Origin of the sequence: Streptomyces sp. NPDC050625 (assembly GCF_040654755.1) — a bacterium.
Lineage (GTDB): Bacteria > Actinomycetota > Actinomycetes > Streptomycetales > Streptomycetaceae > Streptomyces.
On sequence record NZ_JBFAIQ010000006.1, the window covers coordinates 289,561 to 304,260 of the forward strand.

Sequence of the window (14,700 nt, forward strand, 5' to 3'; positions counted from 1 at the left end):
ACTCCCCGTACACCCAAGACGGGGTCGCACCACCCCTAGGAAAGGCACTTTTCGTGCGTAACACCGCCAAGATCACCACCACCGTCCTCGCCGCCGGAGCCCTCACCCTCGGGCTCTCCGCCTGCGGCTCGGAGAAGGCGTCCTCCTCTTCCTCCGCCGACTACAGCGGCCCGCTGGTCGTCGCCGCGAGCCCCACCCCGCACGCCGAGATCCTGAACTTCGTCAAGCAGAACCTGGCGAAGAAGGCGGGCCTCGACCTGGAGGTCAAGGAGTTCAGCGACTACATCGTGCCGAACACGGCCACGGAGGACGGTTCCGTCGGGGCCAACTACTTCCAGAACCAGCCGTACCTGGACGACTTCAACAAGAAGCGCGGCACCCACATCGTGCCCGTCGTCACGGTGCACCTGGAGCCGCTCGGTCTCTACTCCCACAAGGTGAAGAGCACCGACGCCCTGAAGAGCGGCGCCACCGTCGCCGTCCCGAACGACACCGTGAACGAGGCACGCGCCCTGAAGCTCCTCGCCGCCAACGGGCTCATCACCCTCAAGGACGGCGTGGGCACCGAAGCGACCCCGCACGACATCACCAAGAACCCGAAGAACCTCAAGTTCAAGGAGGTCGAGGCGGCCCAGACCCCGCGCTCCCTGGACGACGTGGACGCCGCGGTCGTGAACGGCAACTACGCCATCTCCTCCGGCCTCAAGCCCGCCAAGGACGCCCTCGTCCTGGAGTCCGCGAAGGACAACCCGTACGGCAACTTCCTTGCCGTGAAGAAGGGCAACGAGAAGGACCCGCGGGTCAAGAAGCTCGCCAAGCTCCTGACCTCGCCCGAGGTGAAGAAGTTCATCGAGGACAAGTACCAGGGCTCGGTCATCGCCTCGTTCTGACGGGGCGTATACCGCGTATCGCCACGCACGGGGTCCACTCCCTCACCCGGAGTCGGCCCCGTTGTGGGGTTGAGTGGTTTCATGCTGCATGCTGGGCAGTTCAGCAGGCCCTGAAGGTTTTCCGAAGTTACGGAGTGGCGCATGACTAGCACCTTCCCCAACATCTCCATCAGCACGGAGCGGTTGGTGCTGCGGCCCCTCGACGAGGACGACGTGCCCGCCCTGGCCGAGATGATGAACGACGAACAGGTCGCGGCCTGGACCGACGTCCCCCAGCCGTTCACCGAGGACGGCGCCCGGCACTGGATCACCGAGTACGCGCCCGCCGAGCGCACCGCCGGCCGGGGCCTGGACCTCGCCGTCACCGAGTTCCTCACCCAGCGCCTGGTCGGCATCGTCCAGCTGACGAAGACCAACTGGCAGATCCGGTCCACCGAACTGTCGTACATCATCGCCCCCTGGGCCCGCGGCGAGGGCTATGCCTCCGAAGCCGCGCTCGCCACCGCCCAATGGCTCTTCGGCGACCAGAAGTTGGAACGCATCGAGCTGCGCACCGCCGCCGACAACACCGCCTCCCAGCAGGTCGCCCAGAAGATCGGCTGCATCAGCGAGGGCGTCCTGCGCAACGCGTGCATAGTCCACGTCCGCACCGAGGACGGCGCGTGGACCGATGTGCGCACCGACTTCATCGTGTGGAGCCTGCTGCCCGAGGACCTGGAGGGCGCCGGCGAGCAGCTCGCCGACACCGGCGGTTTCACGTCGTTCTCGGACTGGAACTGACAGCACGGGCCCCACAGGGCCACCGCCCGTCGCGCGCCCGTCGCCCCCACCAGGTACCCTCACGGAGCCTGCCTACGGGCCCCACCCCTGACGACCTGCGCAAACCCTGGAGACTGACGACGATGGCCGACCGCGTCACGGTGATCGGCTGGGACGGTTCACCGCTGACCGCCGCGGCCCGCGGAGCCCTGGGCGCCGCCACCCTCGTCGCGGGCGCCGCCCACCACCTGGCGCTCCCCGAGGTGCCCCACGCCGCCGAACGCATCCGCCTCGGCAGCGTCGCCCTCGCCGCCCGCCGCATCGCCGCCCACCGCGGCACCGCGGTGGTGCTCGCCGACGGAGACCCCGGCTTCTTCGGTGTCGTACGGACCCTGCGCGCACCCGAGTTCGGCCTGGAGGTCGAAGTCGTCCCCGCCGTCTCCTCCGTGGCCGCCGCATTCGCCCGAGCCGGAATGCCCTGGGACGACGCCCAAGTGGTCGTCGCACACCGGCGCACCCTGCGACGCGCGGTGAATGTGTGCCGGGCCCACACCAAGGTCGCCGTACTCACCTCACCCGGCGCCGGCCCCGCCGAACTCGGGCTGCTCCTGGACGGGGTCCACCGCACCTTCGTCATCTGCGAGGAACTGGGTACCGAGCGCGAACAGGTCACCGTCGTCACCTCCGACAAGGCCGCCGACCACACCTGGCGCGACCCGAACGTCGTCATCGTCATCGGCGGGCCGGTCGGGGCGGGCGAGGGCGGTGGCTGGATCGCCGGACGCGACCCCGGCGCGGGTCCGCGCGGCTGGGTACTGCCCGACGAGGCCTACGGCGGCGGACTCGGCGAGGGGGAGACGGATCTGCTCCGGGCCGCCCAACTCGCCCGCCTGGGACCGCGCGTCGGCGACCTCGTCTGGGACATCGGCTGCGGCGGCGGCGCGTTCGCCACCGAGGCCGCGCGCGCCGGTGCCGCCGTGATCGCGGTCGACCGGAACCCTCAGGCGTGCGCCCGCACCGAGGCCGCCGCGCGGCACTTCGGCGTGCAGCTGCAGATCGTGCAGGGCACTGCCCCGCACGTCCTGGAGAACCTGCCCGAACCGGACGTCGTCCGCGTCGGCGGCGGGGGAGCGGCCGTGGTCTCCGCGGTCGCCGACCGGCGCCCGCAGCGCATCGTCGCGCACGCCGCGACCCGCGACGCGGCCGAACTCGTCGGCCGCGATCTGACCGAGCACGGCTACCGGGTCGAGTGCGCCCTGATGCAGTCCGTCGAACTGGAGACACGAGGCTGGACCGAGACGGAGCGGAACGTTGCGTTCCTGCTCAGCGGGCTTCTACCGGATCGCGCCCCGTGATCCTGTTGTCGTACTGCGCGCGGTAGGCTGGCCGATCGTTGTACCGCTCCAGTGGCCCGGAAATTCGTTCGTCAATGTCCGGAAAACACGCCCGTTTTGGGGTGGGTGTGGTACGGCAGAACCGGAGGACGCGCAACGTGGCGCAGTCCACAGCGGGCTGTCGCGGATCAAGCTGCCGCGAGGGCGGAACGACCGGGACAATGCCACCGAATGGCTTTGTCGCCTTTTGTGGGACGGTCGTTCGTGCCGCTGGGCACGCACGCTCGTTCTTCACTGCGGGGCGGTCGGTGCGCCGTTCCGGGTGAGCTGGTCGTAGAAGCACTAACCGATGGGCGAGGGGTACGCATGACGGACACCGGCCAGGTCCCTGGCGAGGGACTGCCGGAGAGCGCAGGCAGGGTGGAACAGCCAGGCGTTCCCGCGCACGGCATGTACACCTACCTCTCCGAGACCACCGCCGAGGACGAGGACCTGCTCCTGCCGGGCGCCCAGAGCGCATGGGGCAACGAGGTGCCGCCGCCCGCCCCGGAGCCGGTCGTCGAGGCCGTGCACGAGCCGGGACCGCACGAGGCGGCCGGCCGCGACAGCGGCTCCGTCGACCTCGGTGGCGTCCGCCTGCCCGACCCGCCGGTGTCCGTCCCGCCGTCCCCGATCCTCTCGGCCCCGCACGAGCAGACCGCGGCCCCGCGCCGCCCGCTGCACATGGGTCCGCCGATCCCCAACGCCTCGGCCAGCCCGGTCCGTTCCCTCGCCGACCGCGGTCCCGCGGGCGCGCCGGTGAGACAGCCCGGCCCGCAGACGACCGGCCCCGAGTACCTCGACGTCCAGGCGCTGCCCGACGCGGCCCCCCAGGGCGCGGCCCCATGGGGCGCGGCGCCGGCACCCGCGGCACACGTGGGCGCTCCGGCCCCGGCCCCGGCCGCGGAAGCGGTGGCTCCCCTTGTGGAGTCGGCCGTGGAGCCGGCCGCCGGCCGACCCGGCGCGGCCCAGGCCGCCGTGGCCCGGCTCGCCACGGAGGCCGTCGCGAGCGGTACGGCGGAGCAGGCGCCCGCACCGGGCTTCGCGACCGCCACCGCTCCCGCCGATGCGGCGTTGTCCGTCCAGGACGTCCAGGGTGCCGCGCAGGGGAACCCGCAGGTCGTGCAGGGGCACGACGGGATGCAGCCCGTGCACGGACACGACGGGGTGTACGGCGCGCCGGTCGCGCAGGAAACCGGACCGGCTCAGGGTCCGGCGGCCGTGCCGGGCGCCGAGGGCGGCCAGGGTGCCGAGGCCGCGCAGGTCCCCGGGGCCGCGCAGGTCGCCGGGGCCGCGCAGGTCGCCGGGGCTCCGGACGGTGTGCAGGGCCCGGTCGCCGTACAGGGGCCGGAGGGCACCGAGGTGCAGGGGGCGCCGGTCCCCGAGGGGCACGCTCCGGACGGATCGCAGGTCCCGCAGGCCCCGCAGGTCCCGCCGAGCCAGGCTCCCGAAGGTCCGCGGTTCCCGGAGGCCGAGGGAGCACAGCTCGCCGAGGCCGCACAGGCTCATGCTCAGACGCCCGCCGCCGGTGTGCCCGGTGCCCAGGTCATCGTGTCGCCGGCTCAGGCAGTCGCCCCGGTCGCCGAGGCCGTGCAGGTACCCGAGCCCGTGGCCGTCGTCCAGGAGACGCCGGAGGCCGAGGCGGTCGTGTCCGCCCCGGACGCCGTACTGGCCGCGCCCACCGGCGAGACCGTCGCGACGCCCGCCGCGGGCACTCCCTTGCCCGCGGCCCCCCAGCCGGACGCCGCCGCCCAGGCACCCCAGCCCGCGCACCCCGCCGCCGACGAGATCCCGCAGGCCGTCGGTGCCGTGGGTGAGCAGCCGCCCGCCGAGGAGGCGCGGCAGCCTCAGCCCGGCCAGGAGCCGCAGGCCGTCGCCGCCGAGTCCGGCCACGCAGAGGAAGCCCCGGCCGTCATCGCCGTACCGCCTCAGGGGCCCGTCGGCTCGGAGGCCGAGGCGGCTCAGCCGGCCGTCGACCCCGTCGCGCCGCACGCCCAGCCCCAGGCCCAGCCGCCGGCGCCCGTCGTGGCCGAGGGGCCGCAGACCGTGCCGCCCACGGCCGTCGCACACGCCGTGACCGACGCCGCCGCCGAGGCAGGTGCCCCGGAGACAGTTGCCCCCGAGGCAGACACCCCCGAAGCCGAACCGGAGGCCGACGCCCCCGTTGCCGCGGCCGTCCCCGAACAGGCCGCTCCCGGCGACTCCCTCCCGGGCAGCGTCCCCCTGGTGGCGCACCCGGACCAGCCCCTGGGCCAGTTCGTGCCCGTCGAGGGAACGGTGCCGACCACTCCGCACCTGGCCCCGACCCCGCCGCACCCGCTGGTCCTCCCCCTCCAGGAGCCGCCCGCCGCGGCCCCGGAGGAGCCCGCGGCCACGGTCCCCGCACCCCGCGAGGCCGAACCCGCACCCGTCCCGGCCGCGCCGGACGCGGAGCCCGGCCCCGAAGTCGTACAGCACGCGGAGGACCTGGAGACCAGGGCCGCCGACCAGGAAGAGAGCACGGCCGCAGTGGCAGAAGCACGACAGTCCACCGGTCCGGCCGCGCCCGCCTATGACGACGCCGAGCGCGAGGCCGTCCTCAAGGTCATGCGTGAGCGTCGCGACATCCGCAACGGCTTCCGCAGCGACCCGATCCCGCACGAGGTGCTGCTGCGCGTGCTGGAGGCCGCCCACACCGCGCCCTCCGTCGGCCACTCGCAGCCCTGGGACTTCGTCGTCATCCGGTCCGCCGAGACCCGCCGCACGATGCACGAACTGGCCATGCGCCAGCGCGACGCGTACGCGAAGTCGCTGCCCAAGGGCCGGGCGAAGCAGTTCAAGGAACTGAAGATCGAGGCCATCCTCGACACTCCGGTGAACATCGTCGTCACCGCCGACCCGACCCGCGGCGGCCGGCACACCCTCGGCCGTCACACGCAGCCGCAGATGGCGCCGTACTCCGCGGCGCTCGCGGTCGAGAACCTCTGGCTGGCCGCCCGCGCCGAGGGCCTCGGCGTCGGCTGGGTCAGCTTCTTCGACGAGCGCGAGATGGTCCGCGCCCTCGGCCTGCCCGAGCACCTGGAGGTCATCGCCTACCTGTGCGTCGGTTACGTCGACGAGTTCCCGGACGAGCCCGAGCTGATGCAGGCGGGCTGGTCGAAGCGGCGCCCGCTGTCCTGGGTCGTGCACGAGGAGACGTACGGCCGTCGCGCGCTGCCCGGCGAGGACCCGCACGACCTGCTCGCCGAGACCGTCGCCGGGATCCGCCCGCTGGACGCCAAGGCGCTCGGCGAGGCCTGGGAGCGGCAGAAGCGGATGACCAAGCCGCCAGGTGCGCTCGGCATGCTGGAGATCATCTCCGCGCAGCTGTCCGGGCTGTCCCGGCAGTGCCCGCCGCCGATCCCCGAGCCCGCGGCCGTCGCGATCTTCGCCGGCGACCACGGGGTGCACGCCCAGGGCGTCACCCCCTGGCCGCAGGAGGTCACGGGCCAGATGGTGGCCAACTTCCTCGGCGGCGGAGCGGTCTGCAACGCCTTCGCCAACCAGGTGGGCGCCGAGGTCTGCGTCGTCGACGTGGGCGTGGCCTCCGACCTGCCCGCCACGCCCGGGCTGCTGCCCCGCAAGGTCCGCGCGGGCACGTCCGACATGACGACCGGTCCCGCGATGACCCGCGAGGAGGCCAAGGCCGCCATCGAGGTGGGCATCGAGACCGCCCGCGACCTGGTGGCGGCCGGCAACAAGGCGCTGCTCACCGGCGAGATGGGCATCGCCAACACCACCGCGTCCGCGGCCCTGATCTCCGTCTTCACCGGCGCCGACCCGGCCGAGGTGACCGGCCGTGGCACCGGCATCAACGACGAGACCCTGGCCCGCAAGACCGAGGTCGTCCGCCGGGCCATCGAGCTCCACCAGCCGGACCCGGCCGACCCGATCGGCGTCCTCGCGGCGATCGGCGGCTTCGAGCACGCGGCGATCGTCGGCCTGCTCCTCGGCGGCGCCTCGCTGCGTACGCCGGTGATCCTGGACGGCGTCAGCGCCGGAGCCGCCGCCCTGGTGGCCCGCGCCATCGCCCCCGAGGTCCTCGCGGCCTGCATCGCGGGCCACCGCAGCGCCGAGCCCGGCCATGTGGCCGCCCTCAACAAGCTCGGCCTGCGCCCCCTGGTCGACCTCGACCTGCGCCTCGGCGAGGGCACGGGCGCACTGCTCGCCCTGCCGCTGGTGCAGAGCACGGCACGGGCGATGCACGAGGTGGCGACGTTCGATTCGGCCGGAGTGACCGAGAAATAGGCGTCACGGCGGCGGTGGTCCGGTGTTCAGCCATCGGACCACCGAGCCGCGTGTCCCGTCCGCACCTTAAAATCCGCACGTCAGGGCCGCTCCGAAGTCGCAGCGCGCCCACCGCACCGCTGCCTGTACGAGGAGCCGCCCCTCATGGCCGAACACCCCGCCTACCCCGTAGGCCTCCGCCTCTCCGGTCGCCGAGTGGTCGTACTCGGCGGCGGCCAGGTCGCCCAGCGCCGCCTGCCCGCACTGATCGCGGCGGGCGCAGACATCGTGCTCGTGTCCCCCGAGGCGACCCCCTCCGTGGAGGCGATGGCGGACGCGGGCGAGATCACCTGGGAGCGGCGCCCGTACGCGGACGGGGACCTGGCCGACGCCTGGTACGCCCTGATCGCCACCAGCGACGCCGACGCCAACACCGCCGCCTCCGCCGAGGCGGAGCGCCACCGTGTCTGGTGCGTCCGCTCCGACGACGCCGACGCGGCCACCGCCTGGACCCCGGCGACCGGCCACAGCGAGGGCGTCACGGTCGCCGTGCTCACCACGGACGCGCGCGGTCGCGATCCGCGCCACACCGCGGCCATCCGTGACGCGGTCGTGGAGGGCCTGCGCGACGGCACCCTCGTCGCCCCGCATCACCGCACCAGGACGCCCGGGGTGTCGCTGGTCGGCGGCGGACCCGGCGACCCCGACCTCATCACGGTCCGCGGCCGCCGGCTCCTCGCCGAGGCCGACGTCGTCATCGCCGACCGCCTCGGCCCGCGCGACCTGCTCGCCGAACTCCCGCCGCACGTCGAGGTGATCGACGCGGCGAAGATCCCCTACGGCCGTTACATGGCCCAGGAGGCCATCAACAACGCGCTCATCGAGCACGCACGGCAGGGCAAGTCCGTCGTACGGCTCAAGGGCGGCGACCCCTTCGTCTTCGGCCGGGGCATGGAGGAGGTGCAGGCACTCGCGCAGGCCGGCATCGCGTGCACGGTCGTCCCGGGCATCTCCAGCTCGATCTCCGTGCCCGGCGCGGCCGGCATCCCCGTCACCCACCGGGGCGTCGCCCATGAGTTCACCGTGGTCAGCGGCCATGTCGCGCCCGACGACGAACGCTCCCTGGTCGACTGGCCGTCGCTCGCCAAGCTGACCGGCACCCTGGTGATCCTGATGGGCGTCGACAAGATCGGGAAGATCGCCGAGACACTGGTCGCCCACGGCAAGTCCCCCGACACCCCGGTCGCCCTGGTCCAGGAGGGCACGACCGCAGCCCAGCGCCGTGTCGACGCCACCCTGGCGACCGTCGCCGAGACCGTGCGCGCCGAGGACGTGAAGCCGCCGGCGGTCATCGTCGTCGGTGCGGTCGTCGGCGTGGGCCCGCGGCCCGGCCCGGCACCGTCCGCGTAACCGTGGGTAACCTGTCCCGTCAGAGCCGTTGGCACCACACCCAGGACAAGGCAGTATCACCCTGTGGCCGATCTCATCACCGTTGAGGATCCCGACGACCCGCGCCTGCGCGACTACACGGGCCTGACCGACGTCGAGCTGCGCCGCAAGCGAGAACCGGCCGAGGGCCTGTTCATCGCCGAGGGCGAGAAGGTCATCCGCCGCGCCAAGGACGCCGGTTACGAGATGCGCTCCATGCTGCTCTCCGCCAAGTGGGTCGACGTCATGCGCGACGTCATCGACGAGCTCCCGGCGCCCGTGTACGCGGTCAGCCCGGAGCTCGCCGAGAAGGTCACCGGCTACCACGTGCACCGCGGTGCCCTCGCCTCCATGCAGCGCAAGCCGCTGCCGACGGCGGCCGAACTGCTGCGCTCCGCCCGCCGGGTGGTCGTCATGGAGTCCGTCAACGACCACACCAACATCGGCGCGATCTTCCGCTCGGCGGCCGCCCTCGGCATGGACGCGGTCCTGCTCTCGCCGGACTGCGCAGACCCGCTCTACCGCCGCAGCGTCAAGGTCTCCATGGGCGCGGTCTTCTCCGTGCCCTACGCCCGCCTGGACTCCTGGCCCAAGAGCCTGGAGTCGGTCCGCGAGGCCGGCTTCTCGCTGCTCGCGCTCACCCCGGACGATAAGGCGAAGAGCCTCGACGAGGCCGCCCCGCACCGCATGGACCGGGTGGCGCTGATGCTCGGCGCGGAGGGCGACGGCCTGTCCACGCAGGCGCTGGTCGCCGCCGACGAATGGGTACGCATCCCGATGTCCCACGGCGTCGACTCCCTCAACGTGGGCGCGGCGGCCGCGGTCGCCTTCTACGCGGTGGCCACCGGCCGCCCCGTGGCCTAGGGGGTGTCGTTTGGATCATTCCGGCGTCGCGGGGTCTGGCACGCACTCCCCCAAGCTCTCCGAGCAGGGGGGACCCCCAGCCGCGTTGTCGTCACTCGCCGACGCTCCGCGTCGACTCCCTCCTCCGCCTTGCAGCTGCACGCTCCCCCAAGCTCTCGGCTTCGCTCGACCAGGGGGCACCCCCATGACCCCGCTCGGGTCGGCCAGACCGCACCGCTCGTCACAGCCGACCTGATCCAAACGACACCCCCTAGGCCCCGCCATGCGTGACGCAATCGTCGCGGTCCTCCCGCGAGGTGACCGGGTGCTGGTCATCCGCCGTGGTCCGGCCGCCGAGCGCTCCGGCTACTGGGCGCCCCTCAGCGGCAGGCTCGAACCGGGCGAGACACAGGCGGAGGCCCTTGTGCGCGAGGTCCGCGAGGAGGTCGGCCTCGTGGTGACCGCGGGGGAGAAGGTCTGGGAGTCGGTGACCGACGACGGCGCCTTCCGCCTCCACTGGTGGACCGCGGACCCCGGCACCGCCGACCCGGTCCCCGACCCTGGCGAGGTCGCCGACCTCCGCTGGGTGACAGCGCAGGAGTTCCTGCACCTGGACCCCGTCTTCGACGGCGACCGCGAGTTCTTCGAGCGAATCCTGCCGCAACTCCGGGGCACTGCCCCCTGAGTTGCGGGCCTGCCCGCGCTGCACACGGCCGGCTCCAGGACGCGGCCGGCCGGTGACAGGTCACGTCCCGCCTCGGGTCCCGTCGGACCGGTGTCGCCGACCGCGTGCCGGGTGTCGGCGACGATCCCGTTCTCCCCGTGGTCGTCGCGCCTCAGGGACAGGTTGCCGGCGACGGCCGAGGCGAGGATGTGGCGCAACCGTCCGGCATGGGCCGGAGCCCGGCGGGCGCGCCGCCGCCGTAGGTCACCTTGGCGCGACGACGGTTCGACTGACACCCGGCAGAAGACGCGCAGGTGCGTGTCGACCGCCCCGCCGAGCTCCGAGTCGGGGCCCAAGGCGTCGTGGATGCCCGCATCCCCGTCCGCACAGCTGAACAGGTGTCGACCGTGGCGCCTCAGGCCGTCCTGACGTCCGGCGGTGGCGCGTCCACGTGTGCGTGTCGCGGCGACACCGTTCCTCCCACGCCGCCGAGTCCCCGCGAGGGTCCCTGACAGCCCTGGGCCGTCGCGATGCCGAGGGCGACCAGCAGGGTCACCACGACGAACACGAACAGCCGTTGCCGCAGCAGCCGCGGATTGGCCGGCCGACGCCCGGTCCCCGTGGCGCGCGGACCCGGGCGGCCGGTGCCGCTACGGGGCGCGGGGCGGCTGCCGCTGCCGGACCGTGTCGTATTGCGGGCCGCCGGGGTCGGCCGTGATCCGCCCCGCGACGGGGCGCCGCCGCCGCGCGAGGCGCTGCCGCCCCGTGCGGGAGTGCCGCCGCGCGGGGCAGGGGTCGAGCTCGGGGACGGCTGTGTACGGCGCAGTGTGCGCTGCTGCTCGGGGTGGGTGTCGGTGAGCCGACCGGTGGGCCGTTCGGTCTCGCCGGGGCGCGGCGTGGGCGGCCGTACCTCGGACAGGCCCTGGGCCTCGCGGGCCGCGATCTCCTTGAGCCTGAGGGAGAGTTGGAGCGTGCTGGGCCGCTCCTCGGGGTCCTTCGCCAGACAGGCCCGTACCAGCGGGGCGAGCGCGTCCGGAACACCGTGCAGGTGCGGCTCCTCGTGCACCACGCGGTACAGCATCACCTCGGAACTGCCGTGCCCGAAGGGGGAGTCACCGGTCGAGGCGTACGCCAGGGTCGCGCCCAGCGAGAACACGTCCGTGGCGGGCGTGACCGCGGCACCGCGCACCTGCTCGGGTGCCAGGAACCCGGGGGAGCCGACCGCGGTGCCGACGTGCGTGAGCGTCGAGGCCCCCGTCGCCCAGGCGATGCCGAAGTCGATGATCCGCGGCCCCTTCGGGGACAGCAGGATGTTGGACGGCTTCAGATCCCGGTGCACGACCCCGGCCTCGTGCACCGCGACGAGCCCCTCGGACAGGGCGGCACCGATCGCGGCCGCCTCCGCCGCGCCGAGCGCACCCTCGTCGGCGACCTTGTCGTGCAGGGAGGGGCCGGGCACGTACTGCGTGGCGAACCACGGCCGCTCCGCGTCGAGATCCGCCGCGACGAGCCGCGCCGTACACCCGCCCCTGATCCGCCGTGCCGCCGAGACCTCACGGGCGAAGCGCGACCGGAACTCCTGATCCTCGGCCAGATCGGGGCGGATGACCTTCAGGGCGACCCGCTGCCCCTTCTTGTCGGAGCCCAGGTAGACAACGCCCATCCCGCCCGCGCCCAGCCGTCTGTGAAGCCTGAACGAGCCGACGACGCGCGGGTCCTCGCGCCTCAGGCGCATCATCGCCATGTTCATCCCCGCTGCCCGGTCCGTGTGACGTGCCACAGCTTACGTTTCCGCGGCCGCCTGCGCGCAGAGGCCGCGCCCTCTCGGCCCGAAGGATTGTCAGTGCCGGGTGGGAGACTTGAGGGGTGGTCAGGAAGCTGCCGATCCGGGCGGCCTTGACCGTGCTGTGACCTCAACCGCCTGTCACAGAAGGGGGATTCAACCCGTGAAGGGTGACCGCGTGGAGATAGTCGTGGATGCCGGCGACACGACGCGCACCTACGAGGTGGTGGCGAGCAGAGCGGGCCGCAGGGTGGAGACAGCGGTGCGCCGAGGCGTCGTGGAAGTGAGCGAAGTCACGCTGGGGGTCCCCCCACGCCCTTCAGGCAGTGGGGGAGGCACCGTCGTGCGTACGGCCCGTTTCATGGCGAACCGGGTCCTGGCCCTCGTGGAGCAGCCAGTGCCCCGCGAGGACAGCTCGGAAAAGCCCGGACACACCGGGCGACCCCTCAGGGAAGACCCCTAGACCTAGGACCTCGTCTCCACCCAGGGGAGTACTCCGCAGGTGATGGCTCATCCTCCGGGAGGCCCGCGATTCGGTACGACGGCATGACGCCCGGTGGGCGCCACGAGCCTAGATTTGAGGTCAAGCGGCGGGTGCAGCACTCGTCCCCCGAGGTCAGACACCCGCCGCTGCCAACGACAACCGAGACGGTCAGGAGAGGGACCATGGCCCTGACGGCACCGCGGACACTGATTCGCACGCAGGGGCGCACAGCGCCCCGCCGCACGGGGCGCCGCCACCCCCTGGTGGCGACGATCATGGCCCTTCCCCTGGCGGCCCTGCTCCTCCTCGTCTTCGACGGCTGGGAGACAGTGGCCACACAGGCGTCGTCCGTGGGCGTGATGCTGGGGCGCTGAGCGGCGACCCCAGGCCCGGAAGAGCGGTCCGGGCGGGGACATCCACCCATGAAACCCCGTGGGGACGGGGGTGCGGCGGACGGCACAAATGCCGGCGCAGCTGGGGAGCTGCGCCGGCATTGCTTTTGTGCGCCGGGCCGGCGTCGAGCTTCCGCACAGGGGCCGACGCCGGCTCGGGCACGCCACGGCGCTCCACAGCCGCGTACGCTCGCCGGACACAGCCGTACGCACTCAGGGAACCCCGTGACCGCAGACGTACTGCCGCAGCTGACCGCGAAGGCCACCGCCGCGGCCCACCCCGGCGAAGCCTCCTGCGCCTGCGGTGCGACCGTCACCCTCGCCGACCGTCCCGACGCCACCGTCGTCCGCCATGCCGACACCGTCGCGAAGGCCCACACCCCGGGCACCGACCCCGCCGAGCTGGCCCTCCGACTCACCGCGGCCGTCCGCCACCCGGACATCCTCCTGGCCCCGCTGACCCCGGCCCCCGCCGCCCTGAACGACCGCCTCGTGACCTTCTGGCCGTACGGCACACCCGTGGACCCGGACGACCCGGACGCGGCCCCCTGGGAGGCCGCGGCCACCCTGCTCGCCCGCCTCCATCGCATCCCGGCCACGGACCGCGCCCCCGCCGACCGCGCTTCCGCCACCGGAACTTCCGGCCCCCGGTGCGACCTCCCCACCGAGCCCCCCGCCGTCCCCGCCCCTCGGCGCCCCCTTGCGGCCACCCTCCCCGCCACCGCCACCTCCGCCGTCACCTCCGCCCTGCCCCTGCCCCCCATGCGCGGCCCCGCCAAGGCCGCCCGGGCGATCGGCCGTCTCCGGGCGGCCCTCGCCGCGGCACCGGCCCCCCACCCCGCCGCACCCCCGATACTGCGGGCCTGGGCGGCGCTCCCGGCCTGGGCCCGTGCCGAGGCCCCCATGCCCGGCGCCCCGGCCCTGTGCCATGGCGACCTGCACCTCGGCCAGCTGGTCCGGCACCCGTCCCCGCACGGTCCCTGGCGGCTCATCGACGTCGACGACCTCGGTGTGGGCGTCCCGGCCTGGGATCTCGCGCGACCCGCCGCCTGGTACGCCTGCGGACTCCTCCCGCCCGACGAGTGGACCCGCTTCCTCACCGCCTACCGCGCGGCCGGCGGCCCGGCCGTACCCGCCGACGGCGACCCCTGGCCGGCCCTGGACGTCCCGGCCCGTGCCCTCACCGCACAGACCGCCGCCCTTTTTGTCACGAAAGCGCTCGCGGTCGGCCGCCCCCTGGACGAGGTGGAGCAGTCCCTGGTCGACGCCTGTGACCGAATGAGTTGCGTACCGCCCGAGTTGTCGCACGGATTCCCGAAGTAGGGTGCAACCGACCGGGGCCGGACTGAGTCTGTCCTGGGGAAACACGAAGCAGGACCTACCGGCGAGGAGTTGAGCCGACCATGCAGTGTCCGAAGTGCCATGCGCCGATGCACACCTACAACCGCAACGGCGTCCAGATCGAGCAGTGCAGCGGCTGCCGCGGCATCTTTCTCGACTACGGCGAGCTGGAGGCGCTGACCCGCCTGGAGTCCCAGTGGTCCCAGCCCGCCCCGCCGCCCCCGGCCGCCCCGCAGGCGTACCCGGCCGCTCCGTCCGCCCCCGCCTGGGGCGCCCCGCACGGTGGTCACGGCGGCCACTACGGCGGTCACGGCGGCCACCACCGCCACAAGAGCTTCGGCCACATGCTGTTCTCCAGCTGAGCCGCGCACGACGGAGCCCCCGGCCGTACGAGACGGCCGGGGGCTCCGGTGTGTGGACGATACTGGGATTGAACCAGTGACCTCTTCCGTGTCAGGGAAGCGCTCTCCCGCTGAGCTAATCGTCCGGGAGTACTGC

12 protein-coding genes and 1 tRNA gene are annotated in these 14,700 nt (G+C 73.4%); 11 read left to right on the top strand and 2 right to left on the bottom strand.

From position 1 onward, the window contains the following. The first annotated feature begins 53 nt into the window (after nt 1-53). The 7 genes from AB0I54_RS17015 to AB0I54_RS17045 all read left to right on the top strand — a co-directional run bounded on the left by AB0I54_RS17015 (nt 54) and on the right by AB0I54_RS17045 (nt 10,223). Nucleotides 54-890: a MetQ/NlpA family ABC transporter substrate-binding protein gene (locus AB0I54_RS17015; protein ID WP_363296775.1), complete on the top strand. Its 837-nt coding sequence runs from the start codon at nt 54-56 to the stop codon at nt 888-890. A gap of 141 nt (nt 891-1,031) precedes the next feature. Further along, nucleotides 1,032-1,670: a GNAT family N-acetyltransferase gene (locus tag AB0I54_RS17020; protein WP_363296776.1), complete on the top strand. Its 639-nt coding sequence runs from the start codon at nt 1,032-1,034 to the stop codon at nt 1,668-1,670. A 122-nt stretch (nt 1,671-1,792) separates the two neighbouring features. Continuing rightward, nucleotides 1,793-3,004 (top strand): precorrin-6y C5,15-methyltransferase (decarboxylating) subunit CbiE, encoded by a 1,212-nt coding sequence (gene cbiE / locus AB0I54_RS17025; protein ID WP_363296777.1) that lies wholly within the window; start codon nt 1,793-1,795, stop codon nt 3,002-3,004. 345 nt (nt 3,005-3,349) lie between these two features. Then, nucleotides 3,350-7,288 carry a nicotinate-nucleotide--dimethylbenzimidazole phosphoribosyltransferase gene (gene cobT, locus AB0I54_RS17030; RefSeq protein ID WP_363296778.1) on the top strand — a complete coding sequence of 1,313 codons (3,939 nt, stop codon included), beginning with the start codon at nt 3,350-3,352 and terminating at the stop codon, nt 7,286-7,288. Nucleotides 7,289-7,432: 144 nt separating this feature from the next. Next, nucleotides 7,433-8,677, top strand: a complete 1,245-nt coding sequence (gene cobA / locus AB0I54_RS17035; RefSeq protein ID WP_363296779.1) for a uroporphyrinogen-III C-methyltransferase — start codon at nt 7,433-7,435, stop codon at nt 8,675-8,677. A 63-nt stretch (nt 8,678-8,740) separates the two neighbouring features. Beyond that, entirely contained in the window at nt 8,741-9,559 is an 819-nt protein-coding gene (locus tag AB0I54_RS17040; protein ID WP_363296780.1) for an RNA methyltransferase, read from the top strand. Nucleotides 9,560-9,821: 262 nt separating this feature from the next. Continuing rightward, on the top strand, nt 9,822-10,223 hold the full coding sequence (locus tag AB0I54_RS17045; protein ID WP_363296781.1) for an NUDIX domain-containing protein: 402 nt from the start codon (nt 9,822-9,824) through the stop codon (nt 10,221-10,223). A gap of 394 nt (nt 10,224-10,617) precedes the next feature. Here AB0I54_RS17045 and AB0I54_RS17050 read toward each other — a convergent pair whose 3' ends face one another. Further along, entirely contained in the window at nt 10,618-11,952 is a 1,335-nt protein-coding gene (locus AB0I54_RS17050) for a serine/threonine-protein kinase (RefSeq protein ID WP_363296951.1), read from the bottom strand. Nucleotides 11,953-12,148: 196 nt separating this feature from the next. On the opposite strand from AB0I54_RS17050, the gene AB0I54_RS17055 reads away from it, so the two are divergent. The 4 genes from AB0I54_RS17055 to AB0I54_RS17070 all read left to right on the top strand — a co-directional run bounded on the left by AB0I54_RS17055 (nt 12,149) and on the right by AB0I54_RS17070 (nt 14,564). Then, complete coding sequence (locus AB0I54_RS17055; protein WP_363296782.1) at nt 12,149-12,448, top strand: hypothetical protein; 300 nt, start codon at nt 12,149-12,151, stop codon at nt 12,446-12,448. Nucleotides 12,449-12,651: 203 nt separating this feature from the next. Then, entirely contained in the window at nt 12,652-12,843 is a 192-nt protein-coding gene (locus AB0I54_RS17060; protein ID WP_263206707.1) for a hypothetical protein, read from the top strand. A gap of 243 nt (nt 12,844-13,086) precedes the next feature. Next, complete coding sequence (locus AB0I54_RS17065) at nt 13,087-14,184, top strand: aminoglycoside phosphotransferase family protein (RefSeq protein ID WP_363296783.1); 1,098 nt, start codon at nt 13,087-13,089, stop codon at nt 14,182-14,184. Between the two features lie 80 nt (nt 14,185-14,264). Then, nucleotides 14,265-14,564 carry a zf-TFIIB domain-containing protein gene (locus tag AB0I54_RS17070; RefSeq protein WP_363296784.1) on the top strand — a complete coding sequence of 100 codons (300 nt, stop codon included), beginning with the start codon at nt 14,265-14,267 and terminating at the stop codon, nt 14,562-14,564. Between the two features lie 53 nt (nt 14,565-14,617). Here AB0I54_RS17070 and AB0I54_RS17075 read toward each other — a convergent pair. Continuing rightward, nucleotides 14,618-14,689 (bottom strand) — tRNA-Val (locus AB0I54_RS17075). Nucleotides 14,690-14,700: the final 11 nt, after the last annotated feature.

Coding starts and splice junctions, on each gene's coding strand:
- AB0I54_RS17020 (WP_363296776.1), top strand. CDS start 1,032: ATGACTAGCACCTTCCCCAACATCTCCATCAGCACGGAGCGGTTGGTG.
- cbiE (WP_363296777.1), top strand. CDS start 1,793: ATGGCCGACCGCGTCACGGTGATCGGCTGGGACGGTTCACCGCTGACC.
- cobT (WP_363296778.1), top strand. CDS start 3,350: ATGACGGACACCGGCCAGGTCCCTGGCGAGGGACTGCCGGAGAGCGCA.
- cobA (WP_363296779.1), top strand. CDS start 7,433: ATGGCCGAACACCCCGCCTACCCCGTAGGCCTCCGCCTCTCCGGTCGC.
- AB0I54_RS17045 (WP_363296781.1), top strand. CDS start 9,822: ATGCGTGACGCAATCGTCGCGGTCCTCCCGCGAGGTGACCGGGTGCTG.
- AB0I54_RS17050 (WP_363296951.1), bottom strand. CDS start 11,952: ATGAACATGGCGATGATGCGCCTGAGGCGCGAGGACCCGCGCGTCGTC.
- AB0I54_RS17060 (WP_263206707.1), top strand. CDS start 12,652: ATGGCCCTGACGGCACCGCGGACACTGATTCGCACGCAGGGGCGCACA.
- AB0I54_RS17070 (WP_363296784.1), top strand. CDS start 14,265: ATGCAGTGTCCGAAGTGCCATGCGCCGATGCACACCTACAACCGCAAC.